At 48.8% G+C, this 20898-nt stretch carries 13 protein-coding genes; all 13 read left to right on the top strand.

Annotated elements, in window-relative coordinates; genetic code table 11:
- Positions 1 to 118 precede the first annotated feature (118 nt).
- The 13 genes from lepB to DMN77_RS06275 all read left to right on the top strand — a co-directional run bounded on the left by lepB (position 119) and on the right by DMN77_RS06275 (position 20848).
- Positions 119 to 673, top strand: a complete 555-nt coding sequence (gene lepB / locus DMN77_RS06335) for a signal peptidase I (protein ID WP_068781678.1) — start codon at positions 119 to 121, stop codon at positions 671 to 673.
- Positions 674 to 1656: 983 nt separating this feature from the next.
- Positions 1657 to 3084 (top strand): 3-isopropylmalate dehydratase large subunit, encoded by a 1428-nt coding sequence (gene leuC, locus DMN77_RS06330; protein ID WP_068781677.1) that lies wholly within the window; start codon positions 1657 to 1659, stop codon positions 3082 to 3084.
- 73 nt (positions 3085 to 3157) lie between these two features.
- Complete coding sequence (gene leuD, locus DMN77_RS06325; protein WP_068781676.1) at positions 3158 to 3748, top strand: 3-isopropylmalate dehydratase small subunit; 591 nt, start codon at positions 3158 to 3160, stop codon at positions 3746 to 3748.
- 426 nt (positions 3749 to 4174) lie between these two features.
- Positions 4175 to 5656: an N-acetylmuramoyl-L-alanine amidase family protein gene (locus DMN77_RS06320; RefSeq protein ID WP_306294235.1), complete on the top strand. Its 1482-nt coding sequence runs from the start codon at positions 4175 to 4177 to the stop codon at positions 5654 to 5656.
- A 51-nt stretch (positions 5657 to 5707) separates the two neighbouring features.
- Positions 5708 to 6298: a GerMN domain-containing protein gene (locus tag DMN77_RS06315; protein WP_179014059.1), complete on the top strand. Its 591-nt coding sequence runs from the start codon at positions 5708 to 5710 to the stop codon at positions 6296 to 6298.
- Between the two features lie 196 nt (positions 6299 to 6494).
- Entirely contained in the window at positions 6495 to 7925 is a 1431-nt protein-coding gene (locus DMN77_RS06310; protein WP_068781674.1) for an N-acetylmuramoyl-L-alanine amidase family protein, read from the top strand.
- A gap of 451 nt (positions 7926 to 8376) precedes the next feature.
- Positions 8377 to 9024, top strand: a complete 648-nt coding sequence (locus tag DMN77_RS06305) for a GerMN domain-containing protein (RefSeq protein WP_179014057.1) — start codon at positions 8377 to 8379, stop codon at positions 9022 to 9024.
- Positions 9025 to 9160: 136 nt separating this feature from the next.
- On the top strand, positions 9161 to 11896 hold the full coding sequence (locus DMN77_RS06300; RefSeq protein ID WP_068781671.1) for an S-layer homology domain-containing protein: 2736 nt from the start codon (positions 9161 to 9163) through the stop codon (positions 11894 to 11896).
- A 104-nt stretch (positions 11897 to 12000) separates the two neighbouring features.
- On the top strand, positions 12001 to 12669 hold the full coding sequence (gene nth, locus DMN77_RS06295) for an endonuclease III (protein ID WP_179014055.1): 669 nt from the start codon (positions 12001 to 12003) through the stop codon (positions 12667 to 12669).
- Positions 12670 to 12705: 36 nt separating this feature from the next.
- Complete coding sequence (locus tag DMN77_RS06290) at positions 12706 to 13002, top strand: NAD/NADP transhydrogenase alpha subunit (RefSeq protein ID WP_068781670.1); 297 nt, start codon at positions 12706 to 12708, stop codon at positions 13000 to 13002.
- A 370-nt stretch (positions 13003 to 13372) separates the two neighbouring features.
- The gene (locus tag DMN77_RS06285) at positions 13373 to 17014 is read left to right on the top strand and encodes a dynamin family protein (protein WP_179014053.1); all 3642 of its coding nucleotides are present in this window, start codon (positions 13373 to 13375) and stop codon (positions 17012 to 17014) included.
- 204 nt (positions 17015 to 17218) lie between these two features.
- Positions 17219 to 18988 carry an ABC transporter ATP-binding protein gene (locus DMN77_RS06280; protein WP_179014051.1) on the top strand — a complete coding sequence of 590 codons (1770 nt, stop codon included), beginning with the start codon at positions 17219 to 17221 and terminating at the stop codon, positions 18986 to 18988.
- A gap of 3 nt (positions 18989 to 18991) precedes the next feature.
- Positions 18992 to 20848, top strand: a complete 1857-nt coding sequence (locus tag DMN77_RS06275; protein ID WP_068781660.1) for an ABC transporter ATP-binding protein — start codon at positions 18992 to 18994, stop codon at positions 20846 to 20848.
- Positions 20849 to 20898: the final 50 nt, after the last annotated feature.

Raw genomic sequence — 20898 nt, 5'->3', positions numbered from 1 at the left:
ATAGGCTTGATTAGTCAGATAGAATATCCTGTTCCGGTAATAAATGTCGATCATGTTTGTTATAGGCGATTCATTCTATGTATAATAGGGATAGTAGAACTCATGGGAGGTATTTTGTGTGCAAAAAGTATGGAAAGAGGTTCGAGGCTGGGGCATTTCAATCATCATTGGATTTGTGCTTAGCATATTAATTGGAATTTTCGTGATTCAACCCTATAAAGTGGATGGACATTCCATGGAGCCTACGCTGAAGGACAGTCAACGGATCTATGCCTGGAAGATCAAGCATACGCTAGATAAGCTGCCTAAGTATGGAGATATCGTTATTGTAGACAGTCGCGTGGACCGGAGCCGTACTTTTATGGACGATTTATTAGAGCATCCGATCATTAATCTATTTTCCGGCCAAGCGGATAATGAAATTTTTTATGTCAAGAGAGTTATCGGACTGCCGGGGGATACGATCGAGGTTAAGGACGGCTATGTGTATCGCAACGGGGTTCAGCTCAGCGAGCCTTACATTAAAGAACAAATGAACCTGGGTCCGGCTCAATCCTGGGACGTCCCGCAAGGTGATGTTTTTGTGATGGGCGATAACCGCAATCATAGCAATGACAGCCGCAGCATCGGCCCCGTACCGCTGGATCATGTGATGGGAATTGATTTTAAGTAGACTTTGAAACTTTTATCAGGCATCCGTTGGGGTGCCTGTTTTGATTTTCCAGGTGCCTATGCGCTTATGATTGTAACGAAACACCATATCGCTATTTCGCCATAAACCACGATAATTTATTTTTAACGAAACACCATAACGTTAATTGGGCTAAATTCAGTCTGAAAGCCATTAATTTGGTGAAATAACGATCCCCAGTTTCGTTAGAAATCAGGAGGGCCCTTATTAGCACTAATAGCGATCCCTAGTTTCGTTAGAAGTCAGGATGTCTCTTAAAAGCACCAATATCGATCCCTAGTTTTGTTGCTCTTAAAAGCACCAATGGCGATAACCAGTTTGATTAGCAATCAGGATGGCTCTTAACAGCACTAATAGGAATTCTGAGTTTGGTTCTAAGTCAGGATAGCCCATATAGAACTAGTGGCGATTCCTAGTTTCGTTAGCAATAGGCCAGACTCTATCGGCACTAATAACGATCCCCAGTTTCGTTAGCAATAGGATAGTACTTATTAGCACTAATATAGCGTTCCTCAATTTCATTAGCAACCAGGATGGGCACTTATCATTAATAGCGATAACCAGTTTGATTAGCAATCAGGATGGATCTTATCCGCACTAATAGGAATCCTGAGTTTGGTTCGAAGTCAGGACAGCCCATATCTGCACAAGTGACGATTCCTAATTCCTTAGCAACCTGCTCCTATCCGTTCCAAGACGATCCTCAGTTTCATTTAGAAGTCATTAGCAATTGGTAACTCCCTTACGCCTAAGAACCTTCCTCTCAACCACTGCTCAAATGCAGATTAACCTGTTTTATCCAGTCCTTGCTTATAGGTTAAACCTATCATCATTATAGTTATAATATCTTGGAACAATGAAGAATTAAGTGATATATTGATTTCAATATACAAGTCGCTGGCTAGTGGCAGAAGTGCCGTAGCTGACTTGTTCAATGTTCGAATCCTTGTGTGGGGTGAATTTTAATGAGCAACCAAAAGAAAACGTTGTATGAGAAAATTTGGGACAATCACGTAATTTATCAGGAAGAAGGCAAACCTAGCATTTTGTACATCGATTTGCATCTCGTTCACGAGGTAACGTCACCGCAAGCCTTCGAAGGCTTGCGGTTGAATGGACGCAAGGTGCGTCGGCCGGATTTGACATTCGCAACCATGGATCATAACGTTCCTACGAAGGACCGTTACAATATTACTGATCCTATCTCCAAGCAGCAAATCGACACGCTGTCGCAGAACTGTAAGGAATTCGGTGTTACGCTATATGATCTGGATACGATCGACCAAGGTGTCGTTCATGTTATGGGACCTGAGCTTGGCTTGACACATCCGGGCAAGACGATCGTGTGCGGAGACAGCCATACTTCAACACATGGCGCCTTCGGTGCGCTGGCTTTCGGGATTGGCACGAGCGAGGTTGAGCATGTTTTGGCAACCCAATGTCTGCAGCAAGCGAAGGCGAAGACGCTGGAAGTACGTTTCGTCGGCAAGCGTAAGCCGGGCGTTACAGCCAAAGACCTGATTCTCGGCGTCATCGCCCAGTACGGAACCGATTTTGCAACGGGTTATGTTATTGAGTATACCGGTGAAGCGATCCGCTCGCTTACAATGGAAGAGCGGATGACGGTCTGCAACATGTCGATCGAGGCCGGAGCAAGAGCGGGATTAATCGCACCTGACGAGACGACCTTCAACTATTTGCGTGGACGCGAGCATGTACCGCAAGGAGCGGATTTTGATCGCGCGGTAGCTGATTGGTCTGCTTTGAACACGGACGAAGGTGCTGCGTATGATCGTGTTGTTGAATTTGACGTGGATTCATTGGTTCCGCAAATAACTTGGGGAACGAGCCCGGGAATGGGTACTAATGTGAATGCAACTGTACCTAATCCGGCTGAATTTACTACAGATAATGAGCGCAAAGCAGCCGAAAAGGCGATTGAGTATATGGGGCTTACTCCAGGCACCCCAATGACAGAAATTGAGATCGATTATGTGTTTATCGGTTCTTGTACGAACGGTCGGATTGAGGACCTGCGTGCAGCAGCGGAAATCGCCCGCGGTTACAAGGTGTCCAATAAAGTTACGGCAATCGTTGTGCCGGGTTCCGGTCGCGTGAAGCTGCAGGCTGAGAAGGAAGGACTGGATAAGATCTTCACTGAAGCCGGATTTGAATGGCGTGAAGCTGGATGCAGCATGTGCCTGGCGATGAACCCGGACGTATTGCAGCCAGGTCAGCGCTGTGCCTCTACTTCGAACCGCAACTTCGAAGGTCGTCAGGGCCGCGGTGGCAGAACTCACCTCGTCTCTCCGGCAATGGCTGCAGCTGCGGCGATTAAAGGCCGCTTCGTGGATGTACGTGAGTGGAATGTCAACAGCGAAATCGTGAGCTAAAATAGTTTGTTCAAACTCGGTGCGGAAATCGAATTTTTTGAACATGTACTATAAGTAAGAGGGGAGCATTATCATGGATGCATTTAATAAAGTAACGGGTATCGTTGGTCCGGTAGACCGGGTGAATGTGGATACGGATGCGATAATTCCAAAGCAATTTTTGAAGCGTATTGAGCGTACTGGATTCGGACAATTTCTGTTCTATGAATGGCGCTTCGACACAGAAGGCAATGTGAACCCGGAGTTCGAACTCAATAAGCCGCGTTATAGCGGCGCATCGGTTCTGATCTCCCGTGCCAATTTTGGCTGCGGTTCCTCCCGGGAGCATGCGCCATGGTCGATCCTTGACTATGGGTTCCGTTGTGTAATTGCACCTTCTTTTGCGGATATTTTCTATAATAACTGCTTCAAGAACGGTATTCTGCCGATTAAATTGTCGGAGGAGCAAGTGGAGGAACTGTTCCAGCGCACAGCACAGCATGAAGGCTACAAGCTGAGCGTCGATCTGGAGAGCAAGACGATTACTGATGAGTTCGGGCTAAGCCTCTCCTTTGATCTTGACGAGCACCGTAGACAATTTCTGTTGCAAGGGCTGGACGATATCGGTCTGACACTGCAGCATGAAGAACTGATCACGGCCTACGAGCAGCGCAAATTCGCTTAAGCTGATCATTCCAGCGATAGCCGATTCCCCTTCCCTCCATCCCGGAGAAGAAGGGAGTCGGCTTTTTTATGTTAATAGAATGCCCCGAATTTAACGACAAGTGGATTGGGTAAGAATACCCTCCAACATGAAACTTTCTTCATGAGAAGTTCGTTATGAATTTTGTATGCATTTGTCATTCTATGAAATAGGAGTCTATCAGAAAACGCTATTATCTGATATCATGGAAGTTATTAGCAAACTGTGCGGTTATTGATTATTGGTTTGTCGGACGGTTGTCAGGAATTTGTCGTAGGTCGGATGGATGTCGTGTGATGGAATGTCGGATGCCGGAAATTTGCTTTGTCAGATCTTGCTGCAGAAGTTGTTGGTGCTGCTCGCACTTGCTGCGACCTCGCGGTAAATTACGAGAATGGTAGGGATAAGATGATGAAGAAATTGAGGTTCATAGTACTGTTCATGCTCTGTTTGTTCGCTATTCCGGGAATCAGCCAGGCGGCATCCCCGGTCAGCACCCATATTTACCTTGACGGTCACGAGTTGGCGCAGCCTGAGAAGGCGCAGGCCGGCATCGTTGATGGGAATGTGATGGTACCATTGCGCGTTGTGTTGGAGGGACTTGGATACGATGTTACGTGGGAGAAGGAGACAGGAAGCGTTATGGTCTCTCAGGCTGACATTACTCTTAAATTCGTAATTGGCGAGAAGCTGGCACAATCCGGGGATCGGGAGATCCCTCTAAAGGCGGCACCGTTTCTGCAGAATAATACTACCCTCATCCCGCTTCGCTTCGTAGGCGAAGAGATGGGGCTTCAGGTAAGCTGGGATAATAAGACGAAATCGGCTCATTTACATAGTCCTGACGGCGGATCGGGTTCGGGCGTCGGAGGAGGCAAATCCGCTTCGAATCCTAATGAAGCGGGCGGGACTCCGGAGAATGTTCCGCAGCAAGGTAATTCAAACAATGGAGGAAGCGCTGTCCCTTCAGCTCCCCATGCGATGCTGAATGGGATCAGCTTCAGCGATAATCGTCTGCAACTTTCGGCTTCTAGCGATATTGAGCCAAGTGTGTTCAAAATGGACGGGCCTGATCGGATCGTCATCGATCTGCCGCAGACCTCTTTCTCCGAACAGTTCGCAAGTGCCTTGCCGCTGGATGATACCATGCGCGGGGAATTTGCTGTTACGGATCATCCTAGCGTATCTCAGATTCGCTATGCTCTATTTACCCGTAATCCCGATACGGTTCGCATCGTGCTTGATCTCAAGGCACCAAGCCCATTTTCGGTTACTAGAGATGGACTTGGGCTGATCACTATAGATTTGACGGAATCTACGGGAGTTACACCGCCCCCTGTTGGTGGCAGCGGAAAGAGAATCGTTGTCATTGATCCTGGCCATGGCGGGACTCAACCAGGGGCTATAAGCAAGAGCAAGAAGCAGGAGAAGGATTTCACCTTGGCGGTCGGGTTAAAAGTACAAGCTCTGCTGGAACAAGAGCCGGATATCGATTTCGTTCTAACGAGAACAACTGATATCACAGTAAGCCTGCAGGACAGAGCCAAGCTAGCGAATGACCTGAATGCGGATATATTTATATCAATTCATGGGAACAGCATTGATCCGCCCGCTAACCCTAGCGGCTCCGAGACGTACTATACTAGAGAAGAGAGTATCCCTTTAGCAAATGTTATGCATAAGCATTTGGTAGCGGCGACAGGGCTTGCTGATCGTAAGGTGCGCTACAGCAGTCTTCATGTTACGAGAGAGACAAAGATGCCTGCGGTGTTGCTTGAGGTGGGGTATTTGAGTCATGATAAGGATGAAGCTCTGATGTATACTGAGGATTTCCAGCAAAATGTTGCCGAGGGAATCGTTGCAGGTATTAAGGAATATTTAGGACTGTAATTATTCACTTAGATATTTGAAAATGCGTAAGTCCCAAAGGGGGAATGTAGGATGAAGAAATTATGGCTTTCAGGATTGCTGGCAATATTAATTATCGCGGCTGTTGGTTGTGGACAGAAACCGGGGACTTCGCCGCAAGGAAATGAAACCTCATCAATCCAGGACCCGGTAGCTGCGACTCCGGATTCAAATGGCGGTGGGGACGATGCCGGGCAGAACGGCCAGAGCGGGATTACCGATCCGGGCACCCCGGAGCAATTGCAGGCTGATATAACGGTGTATTTTACCGATGAGGATATTATGGATTTGAAGCCGATTAAGCGTGAAATCACATATACTGATGCAAATGATAAGTATGAGACAGCCTTTAAAGCTCTGCAGATGGCCGATGAGGGATTGATATCGCTGTGGGATAAGGTTGAACTGAATGCGTTAGATTTCTCAAAAGGGCAGCTCGTGATTGATATTACACTTCCGCCTGAGGCGAGGCTTGGTGCTGGTGGAGAATTGCTTGCGATCGAAGCTTTGAAGAAGACGATGTTCCAATTCGATGAGGTGGAGAGCATCGAAGTGACGGTGGATGGAGAGCAGCTTGAGTCGCTGATGGGGCATGTTGACTTAGACCATCCAATTATTAGATGATCGTCCCAAATTCTGATAGCAATAGTTTCCGAGAATCTCGGAAACTATTTTTTTGTATTTTGCAAAATAAGAAAATTGGCATATTATCGCAACTTTTGTGAGTTTTGGACGTCTAATATTTCGTCTGATGGTGGCCGGGGCTGTTGTCAGTTGCCCGACATCATAAGTCAAAATACTTGAATGGTAGGGGTGAAGGATGAAAAAAATTGGCTTCGGTGTGTTGATGTTTTTTGTAATGTTTATGTTAGTCCTTCCACAGACTGGACATGCCGCCTCGGGTGGTACAAGCATCGTCTTGGATGGAAAAACGCTGAATTTGCCGGCGAACGGTCAGGTTCAGAATCTAAAGGGCAATGTAATGATTCCAATTCGTGTCGTCTCGGAGGAACTGGGTTTTGACGTCAATTGGGAGAAAAAGACGCGCACGGTAACCATACAGCAATTAGATACTGTATTGAAACTGGTCGTGGATCAGAGCACGGCTATCGTCAATGGTGATAGCGTAAGCCTGCCGATGGCTCCGAAGCTAGTGAGTGACACGGTGATCGTTCCGCTTCGCTTTGTAGGGGAGCAGATGGGTCTAGAGGTAAGTTGGGATAATAAAACGAAAACCGCATATCTTGTATCTCCAAATTCCGGATCAGGCTCAGGAAGCGGTGGAAACGCCGGCAGTGGCAATCAACCGTCCAATCCTGGGCAGGTAGAGAATTTGGCCAACATCAATGGAATTAGCTTTAGTAACAATCAGCTTATGATTGCAGTGGACAAGAATGTGAAGCCAAGTGTGTTCACGATGAATGGCCCGGATCGGATCGTGATCGATATTCCGAATGCTCGCTTCAGCGACAGCTTTGCGAATGGGCAGAACCTGGACAGCAACAAGAACGGATCACAGGAAGTGAGCGATTATCCGGGGATATCACGAATACGCTATTCGTTGTTTAGCGACAATCCTTCGACCGTAAGGGTTGTAATGGATATGGACAGTGCCAAGAAATATAAGCTTGTGAACAACAATGATGGACTTGTCATTATTGATCTTAATGCTGATGATTCTACATCTCCGGGAACTACCCCGGGGGGCGGTGACAATGGTAAGAAGCTAGTTATCATTGATGCTGGCCACGGAGGAAGCGATCCGGGAGCAATCAGTATAACCAAGAAAAATGAGAAAGACTTTACCCTGGCTGTTGCCCTGAAGGTACAGGCGTTGCTTGAGAAGGAATCGCAAATTGAAGTGGTTATGACGCGGGATAGCGATACATATCCGACCTTGAGTGATCGCTCCAATCTTGCTAATAAGCTGAATGCGGATATCTTTATATCTATTCATGGCAACTCAGGACCTTCAACAGCGTCAGGCGTAGAGACGTATTATACACGCTCAGATAGCGCACAGCTTGCTAATATTATGCATAAGTATCTCTTGGAGTCCAGCGGGCTCGCAGATCGTAAAGTCAAAACGCAAAGTCTGCATGTAACCCGGGAAACGAAGATGCCAGCCGTACTGCTGGAATGTGGATTCCTTAGCAATAGCAGTGATGAATCCAAGATGTATACGGAGCAATTTCAGGATAGTGTAGCTAACGGGATTGTAAAAGGAATTAAAGAGTATTTCGGCATGTAATCATACGAATTACTTATAGTCTGAGTTCAAAAAGTTCGATCGTGATCGGACTTTTTGAACTACCTAGATAAATAAATGTTCAAAACGACTGAATTTCAGCACCGAGAAGGTTGGATGAAGCTAGGTTATGAGGAGCGGAGCGTACAAAGTGGGTACGTGAGCACCGGAAGAACCGGGTGAATTCAAAATTCGATGTCGAATCACTTCTTGATTCGCTTTGAGACAAAATCGGACTTTTTGAACTACCAGATTAAATAAATGTTCAAAACGACTGAATTTCAGCACCGAGAAGGTTGGATGAAGCTAGGTTATGAGGAGCGGAGCGTACGAAGTGGGTACGTGAGCACCGGAAGAACCGGGTGAATTCAAAATTCGATGTCGAGTCACTTCTTGATTCGCTTCGTGATCAAATTCAGACTTTTTGAACTACCTTGCATAGGAGGTTACGACGATGAACAGAAAACTAATTGTATCAGGAACGCTGGTTCTTCTGCTCGTCCTGAGTACCGGTTGCGGACAAAAGCCGCAGGTTTCCCCATCTAATGGTGTTACTCAGGAGCAGGTGGGAGCCGATGGAAATAGCGATTCGCAGAGCCCAGATAATGAGCAGGGAAGCAATAACGGGCAAGGTCATGCCGGTGATTCAGATTCAGGGCAATCAGGCAATGGAGCTAACCAGGAAACTGGGGGAAACTCGGTGAATGAGAAGAAAACAGCAAAGATCGAGACTTATTTCAGCGATGACCAGATGCTTGAATTGCAAAAAGTAGAGCAACAAATCACCTATACAAGTGATGAGGATAAGTATTTGGCGGCGCTAAAAGCTCTGCAAAGCACGCAGGATCAAAAGCTATTCCCGTTGTGGGGAAAAGCCGTGTTCAACTCTGCCAAACTGCAAAATGGTGAAGTTGCTGTAGATTTGTCTTTGCCGAATGAAGCAAGGCTCGGCGCTGGGGGCGAAGCGATGGCTCTTGACGCGCTTAAACAAACTCTTTTCCAATTCTCTGAAGTGAAATCAATCCAGCTGCTCGTTGACGGTCAGCAAGTGGATACACTGATGGGTCATGTGGAGCTTGAACAGCCGCTGACAAGAAATTAGCCAAAATTGGAGGAACTAGGGTACCTTCTGTCGAATAGAAATCTATAGAAGTTGAGTTCAAAGGGCCGGTTTTCCTAATTAAAAGAAGCTTTATTGATCAACCTCTAGAGATTATTTTGTAGAAAGGGAGAATTTAATGTCATCATATAAACGCAAGTTTCAACGGAATATGAACAGAGCGGTATCTACGGTGCTGGCTACAGCATTATGTCTGGGAGGAGGCGCAGCAGCCTTTGCGGATGGAGTACAGGAAGATGCTTCCCAAGTGCAAACGCAAAATACTTCCTCCATTCAATTATTTACTGATGTAAAGAGCGGCTTCTGGGCGGAGAAGCATATTTATAAATTAGCTTCCGAAGGAATTATTCTCGGCGATGCCGGGAAATTCCGTCCGGGAGACAGCGTTACCCAGCAAGAAGCAATTACTATGGCGATTCGCTTCATGAATTTGAATTCGAAACTGGGCAGCGGTGAAAATGCGCCTAAGGAATTGGCGGTTGGCAATTACTTCAAACCGTACGTCGAGCTGGCTCTTCAGGAGAAGCTGATCGACAAGGCTGAGGAAATCACCAGCATCCGGGAGAAGGAAGAATGGGGCAAGAAGCCAGCTTCCCGTGAGTGGATCGCGAAAATTCTAGTGCGTGCCCTGGATAAAGAAGCAGAAGCCAAAGCTGCTGCGGGAACTTCGACCGGCTTCGCCGATGAGAGCAGCATCTCGGCAACGGCTCGCGGCTATGTTAATGTAGCCGTTCAACTCGACCTTACAAAAGGGGTTGAAGGTAATAAATTCGATCCGCGCGGCAATGTGACTCGTGCGCAACTCGCTACCTTTTTCAGCCGCGGCGGAGAACATGTGAATCCGGGTTATGACAACGTATATGAAGGTATCGTTACTTCGTTGAAGGATGACAGCCTGACCTTGTTTGTGAACGGTACGACAAGAACCTTCAAGCTGGATAACCGTTCAGCATACTTTACGAAGGATACAGAAACGGCAGCATCCAAGTCAGCTATACAGCTGTATACGAAGGTGCTCGTTGTAGATAAAGTCGGATCGGCCGCTTATGTTGAGGTGCGGGATGCCAGTCAACAGCTTGAGAAGACGGAAGGAACGCTGCTTAGAGTGCTTAGCGGTAACCGGATGTTATTATTGGTGAACAATGATTCCGTGACTTATACTTATGACGCAAATACCATGTTCCTTGATCAAAACGGAAATACAATCGCACCGGATAACCTGACTCCGGACAGTACGGTAGAAATTCAACGCGAGACGTTCACGGCGGAGAAGAAGCCGATTATCGTACAGGTTAAATCGGCGATCGTGAACAAGAGCGGAAATGGCATCGTGGAAGATTTTGATCTGACCAAGAAGACGATCAAGATCAGAGAAGCTTCCGGCACGGAAGAGACTTTCAAATACGATGACAGCACCATTATTCTCTATCAGGATCAAGTGCTGAACAACCTTGGCGAACTGCAAAAGGGTGCTGCGGTTGAATTCACAGTGAAGAATAATGTGCTGACCAAGCTCGAAGTCACACAAGGTATCGAGCGTACAGTCACAGGCACGCTTCTTAGCATTGAAGGGAAGTCGTTGATCAGCTTCACAAATGCGAACGGCAAGGACGAGATCAAACGTCTTGTGGAGAAGCCGCTTATCGTAATCAACGGGATTGCTGAGCCAACGCTTGATGATCTGATCGCTGACGTCAAAGGCGGAGACAAGGTCAAGCTAACGATCAATCCTGAAGAGCAGGTTACGAAGATCGAAGTAACCGGCCGTCAGTCCGAATCCGTTGGCGCCGTATCGGTCGTTAAATATGAGCCTAAATACAAAGCTCTGATGGTCGTCGATTCCGCAAAGAAGGTACATGCGTTCACATTGGATGAGAAGACTAAGGTCGAATACAATACCGCTACACCAACGCTTGCCGGGGCAGAAGCTCTGTTGACCGAAGGAAGAAAGATCAATTTGACTTACATCGGGGACCGTGTGCTTGCCCTGCAGGTCATTTACAAATATGACGGAACCTATGTATCAACAGATACGACCAAGAAGAGTATAACGATTCTGCAGGCTGATGGTAATAAGATTGAAGTGCCATACCAAGGCGCATCTCCATCGGTATCCATCTATGGAGTTAGCAATGCCAGCCTGTCGAATCTGAAAGCAGGAGATCCTGTGACGGCCATTCTGAGCACCAATCAGGATGCGCTGCAGACACTGGCTGTCAAGAAAAATGTTCAGTTCGAGATTTCGAATGTGAATGTAACCAACAGCCGGATCAGAGCTGTGGCGAATGGCATTTCTGATGAGTTCTACGTTGACCAGGCGACCCTGTTCGGGGAGAACGGTGTCGCGATTAAAGTTAACGAGCTGAAGGTAGGCCAGACCATTAATGTTAGCTTCAGCGGGCGTACAGCCACTTCTCTGCAAGTTGTGAAATTGTCGCTTGGCAAGGTGGACCAAGTGGATGGCTCTGTACTGAAATTGAAAAAATTCGATGGTACGAGTGAGACATTTTCACTGGGCAGCGGCGTGAAGGTAGTCCGTAATGGGTCTGCAAGCTCCGGCAGTTCCAGCCTGAATACCTCGGATCATGTGGAGGTTCGCAAGGACACGGATGGCACGCTGCTGGTCAAAGTATTGACTTCGATGGAGCGCCAAGTGTCACGTTACAACACGTTGACCAAGGAGCTTTCCGTACTCAGATCGAGCGTGGCGGATAACAATTATCGCTTCCCGATTACAGATGATATATATATTCACCAAGGTGACACGACTTTGTCCGTGCAATCACTGAAGGAAAATGATAAAATTGTTCTGTATTTCAATGGCGACAAGTTGATTGAGATCGAAAAACAATAATCGTTTTCGTGAGAAGAACCGTCTTGATGCGGGATGTTTCCCGGATCAGGACGGTTTTTTAACCGTTAATGCGGCTGAATGACCTTAGGAAAGCAGGTGAAGAGATGAAAGCTGAGGCGGTTCGTCATATTTTGGACAGTATCGCCGTTATGTTCCCGGATGCTCACTGCGAGCTGAAGCACAGCAATCCGTTCGAACTGACCATCGCCGTTCTGTTGTCTGCGCAATGTACGGACGCTACCGTCAATAAAGTAACGGCTGATTTGTTTCAGAAATATAAAACGCCAGAGGATTATGTCTCTGTCCCGCCTGAGGAGCTGGAGCAGGACATCCGGCGAATCGGTCTGTTCCGCAGCAAGGCCAAGCATATTCAGAGCTTGTGCAAAATATTGATTGAGCAGTACAATAGCAAAGTACCGAGTGACTATAATAAGCTTGTTCAATTGCCTGGTGTTGGCAGAAAGACGGCGAACGTTGTCATTTCGAATGCTTTTGGCGTACCTGCCATAGCGGTGGACACGCATGTGGAACGCGTCAGCAAGAGGCTTGGACTGGCTGGTTGGAATGATTCCGTGCTAGAGGTCGAGAAGAAATTGATGAAGCAGGTTCCGAAGGAAGAATGGACCGTGACTCATCATCGTCTGATCTTTTTCGGCCGATATCATTGCAAGGCTCAAAATCCGGCTTGTGCCGATTGCCCGCTGCTGGATGTATGCCGCGAAGGAAAAAAGCGTATGAAAAAGTCACAACTTAGCAAGGATAGAGATAAGTGACGAAACCAGATTAAGATAGTGAGGATGAGAACCAAGATGAAGTGTATTTCTGTCTATACTGACAACTTTGAGCAATTTTCCGATGTATTTGAACAAGTGATGGAAATGAACCTGAAGGAAAATGATGAATTGGAGCTGGAGGGACTTACTGTTAGCGATTCCGGTGAAGTTCCAGCGCATTATCTTGAGCGCATGGCTGTGAAGCCGGAAGTCGTTGTGATGAAGGACCGCCATAAAGGTGTGATGATTCTCCAACATGGCAAAGTGTTCGAAATTCTGATCCCAACGGAGACGGATCTGCTTGAGAACGCAGAAGAGAGCGCTACTGTATAGCTGCTGTAAAGTTACCTATATAATAGAATGCGTGATGGCTGAGCGGGTGAGATATTCCCTGTTCGGCCTTTTTTGTCCCGATGTTAAATGGCGATATAACGTGTAAAAAAGGCGAGAAAAGTTGGGTTGAGGATGTGATCGTTTCAATTTATATAGATAAAAGAAGGAAATCATACATAAATTCGATTGATTGCAAATGAAGGCTTCCATGTGATGAACATGTAGGGTAAAATGTATGTATTTCGAAAGGGATAGAGTCAAATTGAACTGTCCCGTTTAATAAATTTGCTCAAAAAGTCCGGTACTCCTTGATTGACTTCGTGAATAAAAGGGATTTTTTGAACTACCCACTATAAGGAGAATTATTTCAATGGAAACGATTACAGATAGACAAGGCAGCAACCTGAGCAATCGCCTTGTCCGACTTGGTGAATGGTACAAGAGCCAAGCTGATGGAGTAGCATCCGGAGAAATCGAAGATCTCCTGCATAAGCTGGCAGCCGATGAGTTGACCCTGGCTTTTTGCGGCCATTTCTCTGCTGGTAAATCGAGCTTGATCAATATGCTCTGCGGGAAGCAGGTGCTGTCATCCGGACCAATTCCGACGACGGCGAATATCGCTGCGCTGCGAAACGGAGCTCCGCAGGTCAGGCTAACCAAGGTCGAGAGTGAAGCCGGTAGTAATAAGGAGTTTATTACCCTTGCTCCGACTGAGTTGGACAAATATTGTCGTGACGGAAATACATATGCAATGATTGAAATTTGGGATGAGATCCAGCTGCTTGAGAATAGAGGCGTGCTGCTTGATACTCCCGGCGTCGATTCAGGGGAAGCTGCACATATGGTAGCTACGAATTCCGCGCTGCATTTGGCGGATGTAGTATTTTATGTCATGGACTATAACCATGTGCTCTCTGAGAGCAATCTTTCTTTTGCCAGACGCCTGGCGGATTGGGGCAAACCGCTGTATTTGGTAGTGAATCAGATCGATAAGCATCGGGAGAATGAACTGACCTTTGCCGATTATCGCAAGTCTGTCGAGCAGGCCTTTGAGCTATGGGGGATTGTGCCAGCCGGTGTATTCCATATCTCGCTTAAGGAGCTTGGGCATCCGTTAAACATGCTTGAGCGGCTTACGGAGACGATCGTTCATTTGCAGCATAGCCGTACAGAACTGCTTGAGTATAGCATTAACTGTTCGATCCGTTATGGCGCGGAGCAGTTCATTGCGCGTGCCAAAGCCGAGGGAGAAGAACGGGAGCAGGAGCTGCTGGAGCTTGTCGGCGGAGAGGCGGCCATGCAGTTTATCGCAGATGAACTATCAGCGTTTGAACAGGATGCAGAACGCTATGATGAACAGATTGCCTACACGAAATGGGTAGCAGAGCTTGATTCTCTGTTGAATAATTCTTATATTATGAATCCGTCCTTACGAGCCGCGGCAGAAGCTTATCTGGAGAGCCGCCGTCCGGAATTCAAGACCGGATTCCTGTTCCACCGCGGCAAGACGCAGCGTGAGCAGGAACGGCGCAAGCAATTCTTCCTGGCGAAGCTTGGGGAACAGGCGGCTGCGCAGGTGGACTGGCATGTGCGCGATTTGCTTCGCAAACTGGGCCGGGGGTTCGATGCCTGGGATGCAAGGTGGGAGCAGCAGCTCGGCGAGCGTCTGCCGCAGCTGGAAGAGTCATGGATCACGGAGCCGATCAAGGAGGGGGCAATGCTCTCTGGCGAGTACACGCTGCGATACGCTACCGAGGTGGCGGCCGGAATCGCCGGCCGCTACAAACGAGCCGCCCTGAGCATAGCCGAAGGGCTGCTGGCGGAGCTGGCGCCGCGCCTGGCTGAGGCGCGGCAGAGCCTGGCCGCGCAGCGCGAGACGCTGCTGGCGCGATCCGCCGCCGCGGCGCAGCTTGCCGCGTTGCGCAGCGCCGCAGGCGAGCGAACCGCACAGCTCATGGCGCTGTGCGGTGCGGCCCCGTCCCTCCCTCCGGGCATTCTGCCGGAGGTGAGGGACCAGGAGCTGCCCGCGCTAGCGGGGCAGCTTGCGGCGGTGCCGCCAGCACCGCCTGGCGCGCCCTCGGCCGCGCCGGCGGCAGCTCCCGCTGCGGCCCTTGGCCTGCAGCGGTTGACACAGGCAGCGGCGGTGCTGGAAGGCGCCGCCGCCAAGCTCTCCCCGTACCCGGCCTTCGGCTCAAGGGTACGGGAGCTGCGCAGCCGCGCCGCAGGGCTCGCGCACGGCCGCTTCACGGTGGCGCTGTTCGGAGCGTTCAGCGCCGGCAAATCGTCGTTCGCCAACGCCTTGCTTGGCGCCTCCGTCCTGCCCGTATCGCCGCATCCGACGACTGCGGCGATCAATCGCATCCTCGCGCCAGAGGACGGGATGGAGCATGGAACAGGCAAGGTCATGTTTAAGACGCAAGAGGCGATGCGGCAGGATATTGCTTATTCCTTTGAGGCGTTGCAGCTGGGCACGTGGAAAGAGCGTACCTGGATGGCAGAGGTCGATAAGCTGCGGGCGATTGATGTTCCGGCAACAGGGCGTGCCCATTACAGCTTCCTGAAGGCGGCTGCGGCAGGCTGGGGAGACAGCTTCTCCAAGCTGGGCACCTCTGAGATTGCCGATCTTGCTCAATTTGCTTCCTATGTTTCGGTAGAGAGCAAAGCCTGCTTCGTAGAGCGGATGGATCTCTATTATTACTGCCCGCTGACCGAGCAGGGAATCGTTATTGTGGATACGCCTGGTGCAGATTCCATTCATGCCCGTCATACTGGCGTAACCTTTCAATATATGAAGAACTGTGATGCCTTGATCTATGTAACGTATTACAATCATGCATTCTCGCGGGCTGACCGGCAGTTTCTGGCTTATTTAGGCCGGGTCAAGGGCAGCTTCGCGCTCGATAAAATGTACTTTATCATCAACGCTGCCGATCTCGCAGCGACGTCCTCTGAGCTCGCTTCGGTGGTGGAGCATGTCGAGGACGGCTTGCGCAGTGCCGGTGTAGAAGCGCCGCAGATTTATCCGGTTTCCGGCCTGCAGGCGCTTACCGCCAAGGGCATGGGAGATGACCAGCAATTGGCCAGCTCGGGATTTGTGGAATTTGAGAGCGTATTCTTTCATTTTTTGGGAAATGATCTGGCGGGGCTGGCTGTTCAGAGCGCAAAGCGTGAGCTGAAGCAGATAATCCGCCAGGCCGATCAATGGGCCGCCACCCTGGCACAAGGCCAGGAGGCAAGGCAACTGCAGCAGAACAACTTACAGCAGGATAAGCAGGCTTTCCAGCAGCAAACGGGTGAACTTGCGGCGGAAGATAAATCCTCCGAGGTTCGCCAGGAAGTGTCTGAGCTGCTCTATCATGTGCGGCAAAGATTGCGCCTTCTTGCCGGAGATTTGTTCACGGAGTACTTTCATCCGGTGCTGCTGCAGGACGATGGCGGCGATATGAAGCGCAAATTTGCGGCGTCGATGCATGAATGGCTGTCTTCGCTGGCGATCGAGCTGCAGCGTGAGCTTCAAGTGACCTGCTTGCGGATGGAGAACCGCTGCATCACCTGGTTAAATGAGGCCGGTGAACATTGGATTCAGCAATTGCAGCAGCGATTGACGCTAAGCCCGGCATTAAGCAGCGGAGAGTTGTCTGCCTGGAGCATGCCCGAGGTACTTGAGGCAGAGCTCGAACTTCAATTAAATACGGCCGAATACTGGCCTTATTTTAAAAATCCAAAATCCTTCTTTGAGGGTGGAGGAAGAAAACGGCTGCGTGAAGCGGTCGAGGAACCTTTGTCAGGCGTATTAAAGGAGGCTGTAGACAGAATCGAGGCAAGATTAAGCGATTATTACTGTCTGGAAATGGTTCAAAAGTTTGCTGAATTAACGGCAAGATTTAACTTGCAATGGGAGGAATGGGAGCAAGGACTGGCTAGTCTGTCTGAGGGAGAAGGCGAAGGGGCTGAGACCTGGCTGCAAATTACAGCCGATTTGCGCGTCTTGGCTGAAGAACTCAAACAGTAATAGCCGATGTAAGAGAAGACAACTGTCGGAAGCCATGAGCGAAATGTAGAGAAAGAATTGACAGAAACCAAAGAGAGAACAGAGGGTTCACTAAAGAGAACTCTTTGAACAACAGCTAGATCAAAAAAATTTCAAATGGGCTAAAGACTTAGGCGGATTTTCACTATCTTTTACAAGAAGTCCTAAGTTGCTGGAGGTAATGACATGGAGGTTCTGAAGCAACTCTCGGTTTATTATCGTGAGCGGCGTTACTATTTAATATTATCTATACTGTGTCTGGCAGCTACAACCGGGCTGGGCCTGGTATATCCGCTTCTGCTAAGGAAGCTGATTGACGATGTCATCAGACAACAACAATATAATCTGGTTGTGGGCATCGCTCTGACCGCTTTATCTATAGTGGTGGTCAAAGCATTTATGCAGTTTCTGCACGGCTTCTTCGGCGGTCGATTGGGCAACTATCTCGCCTATCGGCTGCGCAATGCCTGTTATGAGAAGCTGCAATTTCTGTCCTTCCGATATTATGACCGCGCGAAGACAGGCGATCTGATGTCGCGGCTTACCGGCGACCTCGAAGCGATTCGAAACTTTGTCGGCTTCGGCTTTGCTCAATTGCTGAACTTGGTGCTGATGGTCACCTTTGGGATGGCTGTAATGATGTCGATCCATTGGCAGCTTACACTCATCACGCTGATAACGATTCCGTTCCTGGCAGGAGTAGCCTTGAAATTTGAATCGAAAATTCACCCGGCGTTCCAGGAGATGCGTCAGGCGCTAAGCTCGCTGACCACAGCGGTGCAAGAGAACATTACCGGTGTCCGTACTGTTAAAGCGTTCGCGCGCGAACCGCATGAAGTTGAGAAATTCTCGCATCGGAATGAGCGTTATAAGAATAATCAGATCTTTGCAGCGACACTGTGGAGTAAATTCTTCCCGGTGATGGAGCTGCTTGCTTCGATCAGCGTGGCAGTTCTGTTGGCCGTTGGCGGAACGCTGGTGATTAAAGGCCAGTTGACCCTCGGCGATCTGGTCGCATTCTTCAGTCTGATCTGGTTCATTATCGGCCCGATGTGGGGACTGGGGTTCCATATTAACAACTATACACAGTCCAAAGCCTCAGGTGAACGGGTGCTTGAAATTCTGAACCATAAAATTGATGTGAAAGATAGCGAGAACGCGACCGATCTGTCAGCAGCTGATGTAAAAGGCGAGGTCGCTTTTGAGCATGTTACTTTCGCTTACGGCAACAAACTGCCGGCTGTCAAAGATATTAGCTTCGAGGCCTCGCCAGGCAAAGTAATCGGTTTCCTTGGCGGAACGGGTTCCGGCAAATCGACGATTATACAGCTGTTGATGCGTGCCTATGATGTGAATGAAGGAAGCATTAAGCTGGATGGGCAGGATATCCGGACCGTTAGTGTACAGAGTCTGCGCCGTCAGATCTCCACGGTATTCCAGGAGACTTTCCTGTTCTCATCCAGTATTCGCAATAATATCTGCTACGGGATGAATGATGTTTCCATGGAAGAAGTAATTCGTGTATCTCAGTTGGCCAAGGCTCATGAATTTATTATGGAATTGCCGGATGGCTATGATACGGTTGTTGGGGAGAGAGGAATGGGGCTATCGGGCGGTCAGAAGCAGCGGATTGCGATTGCACGGGCGCTGCTGAAGAACCCGAAGATTCTTATCCTGGACGATGCGACCAGTGCGGTCGATATGGAGACCGAGCAGGAGATTCAGGCCGGATTCCAGGAGGTTATGCGCGGGCGTACGACCTTTATTATCGCTCACCGTATTTCCTCGCTTCGACATGCCGATGAGATTCTTGTATTGGATGAAGGCCGTGTCGCTCAGCGAGGAACGCATGATGAGTTGATACAGATACCAGGACCTTATCAGGATGTCTATCGTATTCAATATGCCGATCATTTGGCCAAACAAGATGCGCGTGCGAAGAGAGGGGAGGCATAACCCATGAATACAGAGGCACAGACTTGGCAACAAAAGCCACCGCAAAAGGGCAAGGTCAAGACGAAGATTGAGGATCGCTTTGTATATCAAGACGATGAGATTATTGATAAAGCATTTGATTGGCAGCAGTTCCGTCGCTTATTTGGCTATATGAAGCCTTACGCCCGGAAAATGCTTCCGCCGGTCATTCTGATGACGGTGCTTGGAACAATCACGAAGCTGACGGTACCGTTCTTAACGAGTCTGGCAATCGATAAAGCGATTGCCCCCGAAAATGGCTCAACCAGCTTAACGCTATTATACATTTTGTCCGCTTTGGTGGTCGTTTTGTACATCATTCAATGGGTAACCGGGGTCTACCGGATTAAGTATACGAATGTGATCGGACAGAGGGTTATTTATGACCTGCGTTCCGACCTGTTCCGTCACATCCAAAAGCTGTCGTTCAATTTCTATGACAAACGACCTGCAGGCTCTGTGCTGGTCCGCGTTACCAATGACGTTAACTCCTTGCAGGATCTGTTTACCAACGGGGTCGTCAACCTGATGATCGACTGTGTTCAACTAGCGGGGATCGTTGTCATCCTGCTGTTGATCAACTGGAAGCTTGGTCTGGCCGTGATGATTACCGTGCCGATCATGTTCCTTATCTCGACCCGGCTGCGCCGCAGAATTCGGATTGCCTGGCAGGAAGTACGGATGAAGAACTCGCGTATCAATTCGCACTTGAATGAGTCGATTCAAGGGATTCGAGTAACGCAGGCTTATACGCAAGAGCATGAGAATATTCACTACTTTGATGTAATGAATGCCGATAGCAAGAAATCATGGGATAAGGCTTCGGCCATGAACCAGATGTTCGGCCCGCTCATCGATATTACCGGTGGGGTGGGTACATTCATTTTGTTCATCCTTGGCGTCTATTTGATCCAGCAGGGTCAATTGACAATCGGTCTGCTCGTTGCGTTCAGCAACTATGTGGGCAACTTCTGGGAGCCGATTAACCGTATGGGGCAGATGTATAATCAGCTGCTCGTGGCAATGGCCTCCTCGGAACGGATCTTTGAATTTATGGATGAGGAGCCTAACATTGCCGACAAGCCTGGAGCAATGGAGCTTCCAACGATTCAAGGCGATGTTCGATTCAAACATGTCGTGTTCGAATATGAGAAGGGGCGTCAGGCCCTCAAAGGAATCGATCTGGACGCGGAGCCGGGCCAATCGATCGCCTTGGTTGGTCACACCGGTTCAGGTAAGAGTACGATCATTAATCTGCTCAGCCGGTTTTATGATATCAATCAAGGCCAGATTCTGATCGATGGCCATGATATCCGCGATGTGAAGGTAGAGAGCCTGCGCAAGCAGATCGGGATCGTGCTTCAGGATACGTTCATCTTCTCCGGTACGATTCGCGATAATATTCGCTTCGGCCGACTGGATGCAACGGACGAGGAGATTGAAGCGGCAGCCAAGGCGGTTGACGCTCATGACTTCATTACGAAGCTGCCTAAGGGCTATGACACAGAGGTTGAGGAGCGAGGCAATGCCTTGTCAATGGGACAACGCCAGTTGCTATCCTTCGCCCGGGCTCTGCTAGCTGACCCGCGTATCCTCATTCTTGATGAAGCTACGGCGAGCATCGATACGGAGACAGAAGTGAAAATTCAGAATGCATTGAAGGTGCTGCTGAAAGGTAGAACTTCCTTTATGGTGGCACACCGTCTGTCGACGATCCGCAGCGCGGATAAGATTATCGTACTTGATCATGGCGAGATTAAAGAGATGGGCAACCACGAACAATTAATGGAACACAAGGGGATTTATTGTGGATTGGTTGAAGCCCAATTCCGCTATATGTAGAAATTTGTCGAACTTATTCGAAAAAGAGATCTAGAATGTCGATCTGACTA

Source organism: Paenibacillus sp. 79R4 (assembly GCF_013393165.1).
GTDB lineage: Bacteria > Bacillota > Bacilli > Paenibacillales > Paenibacillaceae > Fontibacillus.
This window is presented reverse-complemented; position numbering and strand designations above follow the sequence as displayed.